This window comes from Microcoleus sp. D3_18_C4, from assembly GCF_036702355.1.
Classification (GTDB): domain Bacteria; phylum Cyanobacteriota; class Cyanobacteriia; order Cyanobacteriales; family Microcoleaceae; genus Microcoleus.
The window spans coordinates 41,355-57,049 of the sequence record NZ_JAUBTF010000038.1 but is presented as its reverse complement, the minus strand read 5'-3'; the positions used below and the strand labels follow the sequence as shown (position 1 = coordinate 57,049).

At 47.2% G+C, this 15,695-nt stretch carries 15 protein-coding genes; 11 read left to right on the top strand and 4 right to left on the bottom strand.

Annotation, left to right across the window (positions count from 1 at the left end):
• Positions 1-376: 376 nt before the first annotated feature.
• Entirely contained in the window at positions 377-1,600 is a 1,224-nt protein-coding gene (locus QUA90_RS18990; RefSeq protein WP_333327238.1) for an RNA-guided endonuclease TnpB family protein, read from the top strand.
• A gap of 146 nt (positions 1,601-1,746) precedes the next feature.
• On the opposite strand, the gene QUA90_RS18985 is transcribed toward QUA90_RS18990, so the two are convergent.
• Positions 1,747-3,450: an NAD(P)/FAD-dependent oxidoreductase gene (locus QUA90_RS18985; protein ID WP_333447100.1), complete on the bottom strand. Its 1,704-nt coding sequence runs from the start codon at positions 3,448-3,450 to the stop codon at positions 1,747-1,749.
• A 93-nt stretch (positions 3,451-3,543) separates the two neighbouring features.
• On the opposite strand from QUA90_RS18985, the gene QUA90_RS18980 reads away from it, so the two are divergent.
• On the top strand, positions 3,544-4,458 hold the full coding sequence (locus QUA90_RS18980) for a PPC domain-containing protein (RefSeq protein WP_333447098.1): 915 nt from the start codon (positions 3,544-3,546) through the stop codon (positions 4,456-4,458).
• A gap of 184 nt (positions 4,459-4,642) precedes the next feature.
• On the opposite strand, the gene QUA90_RS18975 is transcribed toward QUA90_RS18980, so the two are convergent.
• Positions 4,643-5,254: a hypothetical protein gene (locus QUA90_RS18975; protein ID WP_333383731.1), complete on the bottom strand. Its 612-nt coding sequence runs from the start codon at positions 5,252-5,254 to the stop codon at positions 4,643-4,645.
• 52 nt (positions 5,255-5,306) lie between these two features.
• Complete coding sequence (ribD, locus tag QUA90_RS18970; protein WP_333383734.1) at positions 5,307-6,482, bottom strand: bifunctional diaminohydroxyphosphoribosylaminopyrimidine deaminase/5-amino-6-(5-phosphoribosylamino)uracil reductase RibD; 1,176 nt, start codon at positions 6,480-6,482, stop codon at positions 5,307-5,309.
• Between the two features lie 192 nt (positions 6,483-6,674).
• On the opposite strand from ribD, the gene QUA90_RS18965 reads away from it, so the two are divergent.
• Positions 6,675-7,535 (top strand): FAD-binding domain-containing protein, encoded by an 861-nt coding sequence (locus QUA90_RS18965; protein WP_333447096.1) that lies wholly within the window; start codon positions 6,675-6,677, stop codon positions 7,533-7,535.
• A 217-nt stretch (positions 7,536-7,752) separates the two neighbouring features.
• On the top strand, positions 7,753-8,166 hold the full coding sequence (locus QUA90_RS18960; RefSeq protein ID WP_333447095.1) for a hypothetical protein: 414 nt from the start codon (positions 7,753-7,755) through the stop codon (positions 8,164-8,166).
• Positions 8,167-8,289: 123 nt separating this feature from the next.
• Here QUA90_RS18960 and QUA90_RS18955 read toward each other — a convergent pair whose 3' ends face one another.
• Entirely contained in the window at positions 8,290-8,829 is a 540-nt protein-coding gene (locus QUA90_RS18955) for a cyclic nucleotide-binding domain-containing protein (RefSeq protein WP_333383743.1), read from the bottom strand.
• Between the two features lie 148 nt (positions 8,830-8,977).
• On the opposite strand from QUA90_RS18955, the gene QUA90_RS18950 reads away from it, so the two are divergent.
• From QUA90_RS18950 to QUA90_RS18920, 7 genes are all read left to right on the top strand, one after another.
• The gene (locus tag QUA90_RS18950; RefSeq protein WP_333383746.1) at positions 8,978-9,256 is read left to right on the top strand and encodes a hypothetical protein; all 279 of its coding nucleotides are present in this window, start codon (positions 8,978-8,980) and stop codon (positions 9,254-9,256) included.
• Positions 9,257-9,487: 231 nt separating this feature from the next.
• Positions 9,488-10,597 (top strand): hypothetical protein, encoded by a 1,110-nt coding sequence (locus QUA90_RS18945; protein ID WP_333447093.1) that lies wholly within the window; start codon positions 9,488-9,490, stop codon positions 10,595-10,597.
• Between the two features lie 324 nt (positions 10,598-10,921).
• Positions 10,922-11,185: a hypothetical protein gene (locus tag QUA90_RS18940; protein ID WP_333447091.1), complete on the top strand. Its 264-nt coding sequence runs from the start codon at positions 10,922-10,924 to the stop codon at positions 11,183-11,185.
• On the top strand, positions 11,186-11,650 hold the full coding sequence (locus QUA90_RS18935; protein ID WP_333447089.1) for a type II toxin-antitoxin system VapC family toxin: 465 nt from the start codon (positions 11,186-11,188) through the stop codon (positions 11,648-11,650).
• Between the two features lie 104 nt (positions 11,651-11,754).
• Positions 11,755-12,030 (top strand): hypothetical protein, encoded by a 276-nt coding sequence (locus QUA90_RS18930; RefSeq protein ID WP_333447087.1) that lies wholly within the window; start codon positions 11,755-11,757, stop codon positions 12,028-12,030.
• Positions 12,023-12,364: a type II toxin-antitoxin system PemK/MazF family toxin gene (locus QUA90_RS18925; RefSeq protein ID WP_190657517.1), complete on the top strand. Its 342-nt coding sequence runs from the start codon at positions 12,023-12,025 to the stop codon at positions 12,362-12,364. Before QUA90_RS18930 ends, QUA90_RS18925 begins: the two co-directional genes overlap by 8 nt.
• Positions 12,365-12,428: 64 nt before the next feature.
• Complete coding sequence (locus tag QUA90_RS18920; RefSeq protein WP_333447085.1) at positions 12,429-15,548, top strand: AAA family ATPase; 3,120 nt, start codon at positions 12,429-12,431, stop codon at positions 15,546-15,548.
• Positions 15,549-15,695: the final 147 nt, after the last annotated feature.

Below are 15,695 nucleotides of genomic sequence, written 5' to 3'. Positions count from 1 at the left end.
GAGACTTGCCCGGAGCCTCCAAGTCTTTTACATAAATACAATCTCTTACAACCCTTATGTGGCTGGGTTTTTGCTTAAATTCATCCTCGAACAATACTCTCGCCCTAAATATTGAGAAAATCTTAAATACATGACTACGGTTTGTCGGCAGTCAAGTCGCTAAAACCGAGACGGGAAAAAGAATACAGCCCCCAGAACTACCCCCGCAGGGGGTAAGTTCCGATTTAACTCCTCGCTCCTGTTGTCCCCCGCTATAACTGTACCCAGTTTAGCGGTGGGATGAAAGGCAGGGAGATTGTAGGTACGGAAATCTCCAAATCTTTATCGATGTCGCTGTTTTACTGGAATGTGTATAATACAGTAAGGAGGTAATGAGATGCTGCATACTGCCATCAAGGTTCGACTTGATCCAACATTAGAGCAACAAGCCCTACTGTCTCAGCACTTTGGCTGTGCCAGATGGTGGTGGAACTATGCTCTAAACAAGTCAATTGAGACTTACAAAGAAACGGGTAAAAGCCTTGGTCAGTCAGCACTCAATGCCTTTTTACCCAAACTCAAGAAAGCCGAAGAAACACTTTGGTTGTCTGAATGCTATAGCCAAGTTTTGCAAGCAACAACGCTCAACCTCACAACTGCCTATAAAAACTTTTTTGCAGGTCGTGCTAGGTTCCCGCGCTACAAGTCAAAGCATGATAAGCAATCGATTCAGTATCCTCAAAATGTCAAGGTACTTGATGGGTTTGTTCAGTTTCCGGGCAAAGTCGGCAAAGTTAAAGCCAAGTTGCACAGGAACATAGAAGGAACAATCAAAACCGTAACGGTTAGCTTAGATCCTTCTGGGAAATACTTTGCCTCAATATTGACGGAGAGTGAAGGCGACAATCCGACTGTTTCAACGGCAGGCAAAGTAATTGGAATTGACTTGGGATTGACTCACTTTGCTATTACGAGCAATGGCTGCAAAGTCTCCAAGTATGATCGCCCCAAGCATCTAGCCAAACACGAGAAAAACCTCAAACGCAAGCAACAAAAGCTAGCTAAAAAACAGAAAGGAAGTAATTCAAGGAACAAAGCCAAAAAGACTGTAGCTAAAGTGTACGAACGGGTAACTAAATCCCGTCAGGATTTTCTACATAAGCTTTCGAGAAAGCTCGTCAATGAAAACCAAGTTGTCGTAGTAGAGAATCTTAATGTCAAAGGCATGGTATGCAATCACAATTTAGCTAAAGCCATATCTGATGCGGGATGGGGAATATTTGTCAATTTCCTAGCTTACAAGCTAGAGAAAAAAGGTGGTAAGTTGGTTGAAATTGACCGTTGGTTCCCCAGCTCCAAGCTCTGCTCTAATTGCTATTACCAGATTGATAAGCTACCGCTTGATATTAGGAAGTGGACTTGTCCTAATTGCGGTACTCGTCATGACCGTGATGGTAATGCTGCAATAAACATTAGAGCGGAAGGCATCAGGATACTACAGACGGATGGAACAGCCGTTTTTGCTAACGGAGGGGAAGTAAGACCAAAGATTGGACGCAAGTCTGTTCTGAGGCATTCCTCCGTGATGTTAGAAGCCGACACTATAATCGTTTCGATTTAGTGTGGGTAGTTCACAATCAGTAAAATGGCTTTAAGCTGTTGGGCATCTAAATTGTATTTTTGGGCGGGCTAGAAGCCAGCCCACAAGAATTAGATGCACGGGCTAGGAGCAACGGCCAACAAGAATTAGATGTACACCTTACGAGATTATCTAATACTCGGCTTTCTATTGCCAAGATTCCGCGCTCCGGGAATTTTCCGGCTGGGACGGCGAGTGTTCAAATTACTCGCAGTTCGAGCATTCAAAGCATCAGCAGAAGGTATCAAACCCAAGTCTTGCAAAATTTCAACAGCCGCCCTTTGTCCAGTTTCGCAACCGCCTTCCATGTAACCTTGATTTTCCAGCGAAGTGTGTTCTCCGGCAAAATATAAATTGCCAACTCGTTCGCCTTCAACGCCGTACATTTGCGTCCACTGTCCGACTAAATAGCAGGAATAAGAACCTTTAGAAAAGCGTTCTCCCGGCCAATAAGCTCGCACAGCTTTGCCCGATCGCAAATTTCTCACTCCGGGAAAAACTCTTTCAAATTGGTTCAAAAATCTTTGTGCTTGGTCTTCGGGAGTTCCGGCACCGATCGACAAACCCTGCTTTCCTCCTGTAAAATTAGTAACTAAACCGTTAGGAGTAGGGGCGAAAGGCGTAGCTTCCCAGGTACTCTGGAATCCTAAATCGCTATAAACAGAAGCAGTCGATCGATAAGGTTCCCGCCAAATTCGGCTGCGGTAGCCAGTAATTAACTTAGAATTAGTACCGTAACCCAACTGCTCGATCGCCCTACGCTTCGGTTGGGGCAAAGGTACGTTAATTTTAACGTCTCGCAGAGTGCTGAACGGCAAAGTTAACAAAACTCGCTCGTAAGTGCGCTCGAAGGCGCTTTGTCCCGATCGCAAATTTACCCGATAGCGGCCATCCGGCAAAAGAGTAATCGCTTCCAAAACAGTCCCCGCCTCGATCGAACCAGACAATTGACCCGCCAAACGGTTGATAATTTGACTATTACCGCCGTCAATTTGATAACGCTCATCGCTGTTGCCGTACAATTCAAAACTGCCAGGTTCAGAACCGATTAAAAACAGCAGATTTAACGCCGACTGTTCTTCAGGATCTCGACCGTATTCAGTCGTGTAAGCAATGCGGAGTAGCTGCCGGACAATCGTGCTAGTCTCAGCTTGGTCTACATATTCAGCGATCGAAAGATTGTCCAATTTTTCCGCTGCTTCTGTAAAATCTTGATAGCTAATTTCATCGCCAACCGCCTCCAAATCAGCAGTAATTTTACTCGCTAGTGGTGCAAAATCTGCGATTATTTGCTCAAGAGAAAAGCGGCGCCCTTGGAAGAAAAAAGTATCCTTCACCAGTCCACTCTGCACTTGGGCTAAGTCGATCGCCCGCAAACCCAATTCCGTCGCCAGCGAGATTAAATTAGTGTGGCCGGTGTCAATAAATTCTCCCCCCAGATCCGCCGGAATCAGCGTTCCAGCCACCTTGGGAATAGTGCGAATCCGCCCCCCCACGCGGTTCGTTGCCTCGATTATATCGGCGCGCACGCCCGCTTGGCGCAAGCGATAAGCCGCCGTCAAACCCGCAATCCCCGCACCCACAACCAAAATGGGCGATCGTCCGCCCTGTTGAGCAAAAGCTCCCCCTCCCTCCCTGGTAAAAGTCGCAGCAGCCACAGCCCCCGCAGCAGCTAAGCCCCCGTGCAGCAAGCGGCGCCGAGATATGGCAGAATTGGGAATGCCAGCGCTCAGCATCCCCAGCAGTTCATCAGCCGGAATGCCAGTTTCCCTTGATTTCTGAGCAATACTCGCAGCGCGGCGCAGCATTGCCATCAGTCCAGATTTAGCCATAATTAAGACATCCTCACAAAACAAAACTTTGATGTAAACTGGATTCTCGATCGTGCACTTTCCAGACTAAAGTCCAGAGAGATTTTTTTAATAATGCTAACCCTTAGAACACTGTTCGACAGCAAATTTTATCTCGAAAACAACCCAGATGTCGCCGTAGCAGTTGCCAGAGGCACAGTATCGAGTCCCTTCGATCACTACCGAAAAATTGGCAAATTTGAAAATCGCGACCCGAATGCCCTGTTCGACGCCAGCTATTATTTAGACACCAATACAGATGTAGCGGTATCAGCCAAACTCAATGGCTTTTCAGGGGCCGATCACTTTATTAGATTCGGTCAATTTGAACGACGCAACCCCAACCCTTTCTTCGATGTTGGTTTCTATTTAGCAAGCAACCCAGATGTTCAGACAGCAGTCCAAACAAATCAATTTACCCCTTTTGAACACTATTTCAAAGCCGGTCAATTAGAAAACCGCAAAGCCAGCGTTTTCTTCGATCCCAGCTTTTATCTAGAAAAATATCCCCTGGTAGCAGCCGCAGTCCAAAGCGGCGCAGTTAAAAGTGCGATCGACCATTACATTCAATTCGGTCAACAAGAAGGATTGTTGAGCACTCTCCCCGATCCCGCAGACAATTTGAACGCAGCAAAAAGCCTGGGCATTCTCACAGAAATTCAAACTGCGAGCGATTTTGTGGGAGATGCAGAAACAGCCGACATTTACAGTTTCATCCTCAATACTCCCAGCCTTTTCAGTGTAACTGTTGACGGCTTGAGTGCAGATGTTGATGTTGAGTTAATTCAAGATCTCAACGGCAACGGCGCAGTTGGATTAGACGATCTTATTGCTTCGTCTAACAATTTAGGCACAGCTTCAGAAACAATTGTCAGCAATGGGCCTTTACCTGCGGGGACTTATTTTGTCCGCGTTTCTCAATTTCAAGGCGATACAAATTATGACTTGAGATTGCTAGCCACTCCCTCAGTAATACCGCCCCAATTATAAAATCAAAATAACGTATATAGCAAGCCTAAATCAGTCAAACAAACCCAGACTTCTCCTCACTTATCCTGTCTTCCTTCGCGGTCTTTGCGCCTTCGCGGTTCGTAAAAAAACATCTGGTTCACAAATGATTTAGACTTGCTATAAAACAGGCTGCAAAAAGGGCGAGCGACAATTTGCCCAGGTTTCACTTATTAGTTGCCGGCCCGCTGGGAGAAGGCAAAGATTGAACAGGTGCCGGAGGCCAATTAGAGCGACTTCTGCTTAGAGTAGTAGACACCAAAGCATAGCCCAAAATAGCAGGAAGCACGATCGCACTCATAAACACGATCGTCGCAGCCCAAGTCATCGCATTCGAGATCGGGCCGTAATGAGTGCGGTAAGGGTCAAACATGGGTAAATTAGGCATCGGGGCATCCCGCAGCGCGATCGGACGTTTGAACCGCACCCGCCTGTCGTCTAGCTTTTCGAGCAAAATCCAGCCAACTTCCGCCTCTTCCTGGCATAGCTTGTGAAAAATCGCAGGATTGCGGAACAAATCGTTGCTAGCCCGCACAATCTTGTACTCCCAAACCGTCAAATCAACAGAATTGGGTTCAGACTTGGGATTGCCATTGGATCGCGCATTTTCAGGCGCATTAAAATTATCTTCTTGAGATTCGTACCGAGTCAAAACTTCCTCCTCCTCATCGCATTTTTGCCCCGCATCCAATTGTTCGTGGTTCACCAAAAGACCCACAAGCGCAGCCTCCAAGCCGAGACTGCCAATCATCAAACTCCAAATCAGAATTTCAACCATAAAAGGAGTTAAAAGTTAAAAATCAAAAACTCAAAAGACTCGCTTTTAACTTTCAATCTTTAACTTTTAAATAGCCTTCTACCACACAATCTGCACCAACTGTGCGCCAAGAAACCCCCTCTAAAGTCAAAGCATCAGTCATTACGGAAAAGCCCAAATCTCCTACAGGAGTTGGAGCACCTTTGCCACCGACAATTTTAGGAGCAATAAAAGCCATAATTTTTTGAACTGCACCCTCAGCAATTGCCTGAGCGGCTAAAGTGCCACCGCACTCCCAGAGTACAGAAAGAAAAGATCGATCGTACAAATAAGCCATAACATTAGTCGGTGTCAGAGGCGAGAGTTCCACAACTTCCACCCCTTTGGCGATCAAAAATTCCTGAAATTCCGGGTTAACCCCAGGCTCAGTCAGCACCAAAGTAGCCGCCACAGAGGTTTCCCACAACCAAGCCGACTTCGGCAAATCCAAAGTGCGGCTCATCACCACCCGCAAAGGATTATTCCTATCAGGCTTGTGACTCGTCAGTAGGGGATTGTCCAGACGCACCGTATTTCCCCCAACAATCACAGCATCGCAGCCGACGCGCACCCGGTGTACCTCACTCCGAGCCTCCTCGCCTGTCACCCAAGCGCTGTGGCCGCTACTGGTAGCAATTTTACCGTCCAAAGTCATTGCATATTTCAAAATTCCAAAAGGCCGGCGGTACAAAATCCGGTGCACAAAAGCCTCGTTGAGTTTCTGGCAAGCTTCCCCTTCCACTCCCGCCACCACTTCAATGCCAGCCTCTCGCAACCGGGCTAGCCCAGTTCCAGCTACCAAAGGATTCGGATCGACCATGCCAGCCACTACTTTTGCCACCTTGGCCTTAACTAAAGCTTCGGAACAGGGGGGAGTCCTGCCGTAGTGGTTGCAGGGTTCCAGGTTCACGTAGACGGTCGCTCCTGCGGCGAGTTCCCCCGCTTCCCGGAGGGCAAAAACTTCGGCGTGAGGTTGACCGGCACCGGGATGAAACCCTTCGCCGACAATCTTGCCGTCTCGGACAATTACAGAACCCACAAGGGGGTTGGGTGCGGTTTTGCCGAGAGCACGGCGAGCCAATTCTATGCAGCGGCGCATCATGGCTCGATCGAACTCTTGAACTTCGCTGTTTTCCAGTTGTTTTGTACCTTGCTGCTGTCCGTTAGTTAAGCTGGCGATCGCTTTAGCGTGCGCCGGAAAAGTTTCCATGAGATTTTGGTATGATATCTATCCCTGAGTGTACTGAACTTTGATGCTAATTTTGGCTGCGATCCGACGATCGATTGCGGCTGGGGCAAACTGTACGTTACCAGGAGTGAAGGGCAATTTAGGGCATCGATCCGGCACGCCCGATCGAATAGCTTTAACATGAGTAAAGAATAGCAGGCGCTTGAGAAAACAATGAGTCAGGACATGAAGCGGGAATTTGCCAGCCGCGACGAATTAATTGCCTACGTGCGTGAACAGTTCCCCGAAGCCGCCGGCCGGGACAGCAGCGTACCCCCAACCCCAGGCGGGCGGAAAGCAGCCGAGACAGCCCTGCAACAAATTGACCCCGGCAAATACGCCTCAACCCGCAATTTCCTCAACGGTGCGGTAACGCGCTTGTCGCCCTATTTGCGCTACGGAGTTTTGAGTCTTGCGGAAGTCCGGGATGCCGTACTGGAGAAGGTGCGGCATCCAGAAGATGCCGTAAAACTCGTCAACGAGTTGGGTTGGCGGGATTATTGGCAGCGACTGTACGCCGAATTGGGCAACGGGATTTGGCAAGACCGGGAACCCTACAAAACTGGTTACACTGCTAAAGATTACAGCGAAACTCTGCCACAGGATGTCGTCGAGGGCTCGACTGGTTTGGTTTGCATCGACAGTTTCAGCCGGGAGTTGCGAGAAACTGGTTATTTGCACAATCACCAGCGGATGTGGACTGCCGCTTATCTCGTACACTGGCGCCGCGTGCGTTGGCAAGCCGGAGCTCGCTGGTTTTTGCAACATTTGCTAGATGGAGATCCGACGAGCAATAATCTTTCTTGGCAGTGGGTAGCAAGCACTTTTAGTCACAAACCTTATTTTTTTAATCGCGAAAATTTGGAGCGTTACACGAAGGCGGTTTATTGTCGCGATTGTCCTCTGTATGGGCAATGCGATTTTGAGGGAACTTACGAATATTTGGAAGGGCAGTTGTTTCCTCATGGAGAAAAGGTCGATCGCACCGGCGGTTCTAAAAGTTGGCAAGGCCCTAACAAAGGTCGCAGAAATTAAAAAGTTATTAGTCAGTAGTCAGTAGTCAGTAGTCAGTAGTCAGTAGTCAGTAGTCAATAGTCAGTAGTCAGTAGTCAGTAGTCAGTAGTCAGTAGTCAGTAGTCAGTAGTCATAAGTTAACAATTAACAGTCAACAGTCAACAATTAACAATTAACAGTCAACAGTCAACAATTAACAATTAACAGTCAACAGTCAACAATTAACAATTACTAATTTATGAACAATCCGATTATTTGGCTGCACGGCGACTGTTTGAGTCCTGAAGGCCCGGCTTTTCAAGCGCACCCAGAGGCACCGGCAATCTGGGTTTGGGATGATGCGCTCATTGATGAATGGCAGTTGAGTCTCAAACGAATGGTGTTTATTTACGAATGTTTGCTGGAGTTGCCGGTAGTTATTCGGCGGGGTGATGTGGCTGCAGAAGTTATCGCTTTTGCGATCGAATCCGGCGCCAATCAAGTGGTAACTACCGAAAGTCCTAGTCCTCGGTTTCAGGATATTTGCCGGGAAATTAAGCGATCGCACCCAGTAGAAGTTTTGCCACCGGAAGCCTTTGTTCGCTACGATGGTTACATTGATTTGAAGCGCTTTTCCCGCTATTGGCGCGTCGCTGAAAAATATGTTTTCTAATTGGGAATTGGTAATTGGAAATAGGTGTTACTTTCTCTTCTTCCTTCTTCCCTCTTCCCTCTTCCTTCTTCCTGAAATCCCTTACATCCGTTACAGAATCCGTTGCCGAACTTCCCTCTTCCTTCAACTCCTCTTCAAACGCTCCAACAGCCATTGAAATCTCGATTCCGCCAAATCTGGATTTTCGACATTTTGCGGGATGGCGTCCTCGTCGTCGGGATCTTGATATATTAAACAATCACTCTCATCGCCGAAGCGTTTGACTGTACCCCGTAGTCTCGACGACAGAAATTTGGTAATCGCCCGATAAAACCGCAGGGAAAAAAGCACGTCTTGCTCAAGTTTTTCAGTTAGTAGGCGCCGGGGAATTGACAGGATGAGGCACTCTTCAATTGCCGTGACGCTAGCAGAAGGAAGCCTCCCGTCTACAAAAGACATTTCGCCTAACACTTCCCCGGAAATAATTTTTCCAATTTCTTTGTCGCCCAAAGATGATACAGCAACGCTCAAAGTTCCCTCCAGAACTATGTACAGGGCGTCTAAGGGCTTACCTTCAGTGATCAGAGTTGTGCCGGGGAGGACTTGGGTGCGGGTGCCGTTGGCGAGCATCCAATCGATGTCGCGATCGCTCAATTCGCCTAATATAACTAGAACTTTGCTCATAAAGTCAGATTGAGATGAGATAATTTGTATTTTTTGACTTGTTTAGTTGCGTGCTGTTGTGAGATGGTCAGACCCTGAGCGAAAGCGAAGGCTAAACTTTACAAATAGAACACTAAATTTTACACAATTTTCATAAAATTCAGTAATTTTGACACGATCGACCCACAAATATTTCTCGGAGCGGTGGTATTATTCTACATTAATTGTCATGGACTGTGCAGCAGCCGATCGCGTTGTATTAACTGCACTTGCTGTGGACGGCGGGGCTGCCAAAACTGTTTTGAAAGCTTGTTGTCTCTTGGTTTCGAGCTGGTGCGCCCTCAAAAACCGGATTTTTCCGGCGTGGCTGCGAGTGCAGCGCCCCCAACTACAGTATTGTAGAATGCAACCGAAACGCACGATCGACCCCTCAATTAAACAGGATTAAGGATGAAATCATCCCTAGGATTGATTTTTTGCCGATCGATCTGTAAATTAAAATTAGCCTCTAAACCCGGCGTCGGTTCTTAAATCTAATCAGCTTGAGAGTTGACTATTCAACGGTAAAATGGCAATCTAGGAACAACACAACTCATATTTGTGTCTTTTTTTAGCAAAGCTCTCGACGGTCGCCCTCAAACACTTACACTTTTAACACACCCTTCATTGAGGAGTTTCTATGAATAGTCTATTTTCCAAGTCTACTTTTGCGTTAATAAATCTTGCAGCTTTAGCTGTTTGTTGCAGTACCATGTCAGCGAAAGCTGAAACTGGCAACTTGCCCGATGTCGCTACAACTGCAACAATCGCAGCTCAAAATATTGACCAAATTTCTGAGCCGACGGCAACTTCATCAGTTAAACCCGACGCAGAAACAACGGCTAGTAATAAAAAAATTGATTCGATCAGTTGGAGCGAACTAACAGAAGCGGCAGAGTCAGCAGCCTCTGAATCGGCCGCCAACTTGCAAGTATCTATTGCTGCACCCGAAAAAGCGGAAGCAGCAACATCTGAAATTGCTGAGACAGAAACAGCGCAAAATACATCCATTGCTGCTGAGACCCAAAAGTCGGAAGAAACCGCTAAAATTGCTGATAATGGTGTCAAAGTGCAGTCAACACTCGAGACTGCCAAAAAGAGCGATCGACCTACCTCAATTGTTGCCCAGAGCAATAATCTGGAAGTAACAGCAACGAAGGAAGAAAAAGAAGTCCAAACAGCACAAGAATTGTTGAGCAATCCTGTCAGCACTTCCGCATCAGCTTTGACAAACCAACCGAAAGTTGCTGAAAAACCTGCAACTGTCTCGGAAGCAACTGAAAAAGTGGCTCAGGGAACTCAAATCCGACCAGGCCGAGCTACCCGTTCTGGGCCCAGCTACATCGGCATTGGTGGCAATGTAGGTTTTGGCGGAGATTCAGCCTTAGGCGACGGTTCATTTGCGATTATTAGCAAAATCGGTTTGACGAACAATTTGTCGGTGAGACCGACTGTTTTGTTGCGCGACAACTTAACTCTTCTAGTTCCCGTTACCTTCGATTTTGTATCTCAAGAGACCGTCGAAGTTAGCGAGGATTTTGTGATTAGTGCTGCTCCCTATGCAGGTGCTGGCGTGATAGTTACTACCGGGGATGACGGTAATTTTGGCTTCCTGATTTCTGGGGGTGTAGATGTGCCGCTGACGACAAATTTAACAGCAACAGCGGGATTGAATATTGGTTTTGTTGACGGAGCTGACGTGGGATTGTTAGTCGGTGTCGGCTATACGTTCCCGAATCTTGTCAGGTAGTGTTGCTGTTTGAGCAAACACAGGACAAATAAATAGGCGCGGGGTTGACTGTATTCCTACAGTCAACCCTTTTTGATGATGGAAAATCTGCCTATGCGATCAATGTAGGGTGCGCCACAAGCACAGAGCGGTAATGTAGGGTTTGAAATCTTCGTAGAAACCGGGCTTCTTTACTCGTCTAGGACGCACCAGCCCGATTGATGAAGGATAATAGGTCGTTTCAGCGATCGATATAAGTCCAGAAACCCGGAATACCCGTGACGCAAGCGAAAGTCTGATAGTTGTATAATAGACAAACTAGCCAAGCGTAAAAAGTAGAGTCCTATGCCCCGGGGAATCTTCAACAAAATCCTCAATCAGCTTGACACTCTGGAACTGCTAGAACTACAGCAACTAGAGCGGGCTATTGGGATATATCTGGCCCAGAAAGAACAAACTGCTCAACGGACAAAATTGCACCAAGCGCTGTTAACTTCTGGTTTAGTAAAAAAAATCAAGCATTCTTCTGGGAGTCAGCAAACAGAACGGCGACTAATTCAGGTACAGGGCAAGCCTGTTTCTGAGACAATTATTGACGAACGCCGCTAGATGACAATTTATTTTGTAGATAGCAGTGCGCTGGTCAAACGCTACATTAATGAAATAGGTTCGGCATGGGTTTTGAGTTTGTGCGATCCTGCACTTAACAACGATATATTGATTGCTGCTATTACAAGTGTTGAAATTGTTGCTGCAATTACCAGAAGGTCGCGCGGCAGAAGTATCAACGCGACAGATGCTACAGCAGCGTGCAATCAGTTCAGGAGTGACCTACAATCTGAGTATCAGGTTGTAGAATTCACCGAAAGCATTATTAACTCTGCAATGGCATTAGCTGAAACCTACGGATTGCGAGGCTATGATGCTGTGCAGCTAGCAACAGGCTGTGGCATAAATAACCTTTGCACAGCTAACAGTTTGCCTGCGATGACTTTTGTATCTGGTGACGGGGAGCTGAATGCAGCAGCAACAAGTGAGGGTTTGATAGTTGAAAATCCCAACAACTACCCGTAAGGTCGCAAGCCCGTACAGTAAAAACCGCACAAATCTCGTTTGTAACCGAGTATCGGGATGCTCCCGGATCGATCGTAGTTTCTCACCAACCACCCGAAAAAACCGTGACCAAAACAGAAATCTTAGCAGCACTCAAAAATCTGACACCAGAAGAACGCCTAGAAATCATCGAAACAGCTTCGCGGATGATGCGCGAAGAAATAGAAGAAAAAGCCCAGCGCAAAGCTGAGAGAAAGCGGAGACTCCGAGCCGCCGCAGAAGCAGCAGTCCAAGATTATATGCCGGGAGGTGCTTTATATGATTTGTGGTCGGCTGACAGCGAACCCTATTTTGAATCCGAGGAAGAATACCTGAACGCAGGGATAAAAACTAATGCGTAGAGGTGAAATCTGGCTGGTTGCGCTTGAACCTACTGTGGGCGCCGAAATCGGCAAAACCCGTCCGGTAGTAATTGTCAGCGATGAAACGGTGGGAATTTTGCTGCTTGAAGTTATTGTTCCCATCACTGACTGGAAAGAGCGATACACCGAGAGAAATTGGATGGTTCGACTAGAACCGAGTGGCGAAAATGGCTTGGCGAAACTCTCCGCCGCCGATACTTTTCAAGTCCGTTCCGTTTCCCAACAAAGATTTGTCCGACAACTCGGAACCTTGTCCGAGACAATTATGGAAGAAATTGCAGAAGCACTGACAATTGTTCTGGATCTAGATTGAATAACTAGGCAACAGCGTACAAATAGTGTTATTTATAAATAGATTGTACGGCGCGGCGGCCTAAATGATTCCCATACAACTTACACTTAAAAATTTTCTCAGCTATCGCGAAGCTGCTTTAGACTTTCGCGGCTTGCACACCGCTTGCATTTGCGGGCCTAACGGTGCTGGCAAATCCTCCCTCTTAGAAGCCATATCCTGGGCACTTTGGGGCTGTTGCCGCAGCGATACGGAAGACGATATCATCCATATCGGCGAAACAGATGTGCGCGTTGATTTCACTTTCTCCACCGGCGGCCAAATATACCGGGTGATTCGCAACCGCCGACGCGGACAATCGGGAAGTTTGGAATTTCAAGTCAGCTTGAATTCGGCAGAGAGTGAGGAAAAACTTAATTTTCGCACGCTCACAGACAAGGGGCTGAGAACAACTCAGCAAAAAATCCTCGAACACATCAAACTAGATTACGATACTTTCATCAATTCGGCATATTTGCGGCAGGGGCGAGCTGATGAATTTATGCTCAAAAAGCCGATCGAACGCAAACAAGTTTTAGCCAACCTGCTCAAACTCGATCAATACGATACTTTATCCGAACAAGCCAAAGATACCTCCAAACAATTTAAAGCTCAAGTCGAAGTGCTCAAACAGAGTTTGCTAACCGTACAAGAGCAACTGCAACAAAAAGAAGCTCTCGCCTCAGAACAAACTCAATTGCAGCAAGCAACCGATTTGCTTCAGCAGCAGCAGCAAGCCGACACAACCGAGTTACAGCAACTGCAACTCCAGCACCACAACCGCCAAACTTGGCAAAAACTCCTCGCCGGCCACCAGCAACAGCACTACAATATCACTCAAGAATGCCGCCGGTTGCAGCAAGAACTCAGCGCAGCCAAACAGCAGCAAAATGAGCTACAAGCCCTCCTAGGACAAGAAAATGAAATAACAGCAGGCATCGCGTATTTCCACAGCTTGCAAGCGACAGAAGAAAGTCTGGCTGGCAAATTCAAAGCCAACCAACAAGCCCAAAATCAGCGTCAGCAATTGCAAGAACAGCAACGGCAAGAACTGAGCTTTTTGCAAAGCAAAATTCAGCAGTTGCAAGCTCAATTAGAGGTTTTAGAACAGGATGAAAAAGATGTTCTGGAGATTCTCAAACAGCAGCCGGAGGTTGATAAAGGACTCGCACAGTTGCAAGCAGTTCGATCGCGCCTCAACGAACTAGAGCAACTGCAACTGCAAGTTTCGCCGCTCCTACAACAGCAGCAGCAAAAGCAACAAAAGCTCGATCGCGCCCGCGCCGGTTTAACCGCCCGCTTAGAGGAAATCAACCGACAGGTGCAAGTTCAGCAGCAGCAGCGACAACCGCAATTACAGCAGGAAATCTCGGCCATCGCCAATCAAATTTTGCAGTTGGAAAACAAGCGAGTTTATCAGCAGCGAGTCCGCGAAAAAGGTCAAGAAAGGCACGACTTTCTAGGAAACCTGCAAGCCAAAAGCCGCGACTATCAAACCCGACTTGCCGAGATCGACCAAAAACTGCAACTGCTGCGGAAACATGAAGGAGAAAAAACCGCAGGCGAAGGTAAAGCCTCTAATTTTGCGGAAAACGAGCCATCGAATTCGCCTTTAATGGTGCGAGATACAAATTTTGGCAATTGTCCTTTGTGCGATCGACCTTTAGACGAACACTACTGGAATTTGGTAGTCACAAAACACCACACCCAACAGCAGGAAATCTGGAACCAACTGTGGGTTGTCCGCGAACAGTTGGCCGTCTCCGAGCGCGAAATTCAAGTTCTCAGACATGAATACCGCGAACTAGAAGAGGAATTAGCGCCCTACCAAGAATTGCGGGAACGCCGCAGTCATTTACAAGCACAATTAGATAGCCTGAGCCAAGATGAAAACCGGCTGCAAAGTATGCGTCAAGACGCTGCAGAAATAGAGCGGTTGCTACGCAGCGGCGAGTATGCAGCCGAGGATTTGGGCGAACTCCAGCAAATCGAACAGCAACTGCAACAGCTCAATTATAGCGATCGCAGCCACTCTCTCGCCCGCAGCGATGAAAAGCGCTTGCGGTGGGCGGAAATTAAGCAAGCTCAAATCAAAGACGCTCAGCAGAAACTGAATAAAATTAATGCCCGCCGCCCGGATTTGCAAACTCAATTAGCTACAGTACAGCAACAGTTAGAACAGCAAAAAAATAGCTCGGAAATACAGCAGCAAATTCTGTCTTTAGATAGATACATTGCGGAAATTGGCTATAATTTGGAACAGCACGAACACGTCCGCAGCGAAATGCGCCAATCGCAGTTTTGGATCGCCCGCGCCGAAAAATTGCGATCGGCAACTGTGCAGTACCCGCAAGTGCAGCAGCGCGTTAATGAAATAGCAAATTCCATTGCTGTGCGCGATCGAGATTTGCAAGCTGTCAGCGCTCAAACTGCCGCGATGAACCAGCAATTGCAAGAACATCCCGATCCCACAGCGCGCATAAGTGCGATCGAACAGCAAATGGGTCGCCGTCGCCAGCAGCTAGACCAACATTTGGGAAGTCTCGGACGCCTCCAGCAGCAGCAGCAAAATCTGGAAAATCTCCAAGTTCAGCTAGTAGCTCAAAAAGAGCAAATGCAAGTTGCCAAACGCCAGCAGCGAGTTTATCAAGAGTTGGGTCAAGCATTTGGTAAAAACGGCATTCAAGCTTTAATGATTGAAAATGTTTTGCCTCAACTTGAAGCTGAAACCAATCAGATATTGTCGAGATTGAGCGCGAATCAATTGCACGTTCAATTTATTACTCAGCGGGCTGCTGCTTCTAAAAAAGCAACTAAATTGATTGACACTTTGGACATTTTAATTGCTGATGCTCGCGGTACTCGCGCCTACGAAACTTACTCTGGCGGTGAAGCTTTTCGGATTAATTTTGCGATTCGGCTGGCGCTGGCGAGACTGCTGTCTCAGCGGGCGGGTACGGCTTTGCAAATGTTGATTATTGATGAGGGATTCGGGACTCAGGATGCGGAAGGGTGCGATCGACTGATTGCTGCAATTAATGCGATCGCCTCCGACTTCGCCTGCATCCTCACCGTTACCCATATGCCGCACCTCAAAGAAGCTTTTCAAGCCAGAATTGAAGTAAGCAAAACTGCTCAGGGTTCTTGCATTAGCTTGTCAATTTAAAAGGGTTGATGAACCGGATGGAAGGAGGAGAATAAAAAAAGTTCAACATATCAGTGTTTTCACCTTCTGTTTTCTTGCTGCCTTCGGTATTGTCACCTTCTGTTTTCTGGATAAGTACCGAATGCCTTCTGTTATACTACTTACTTT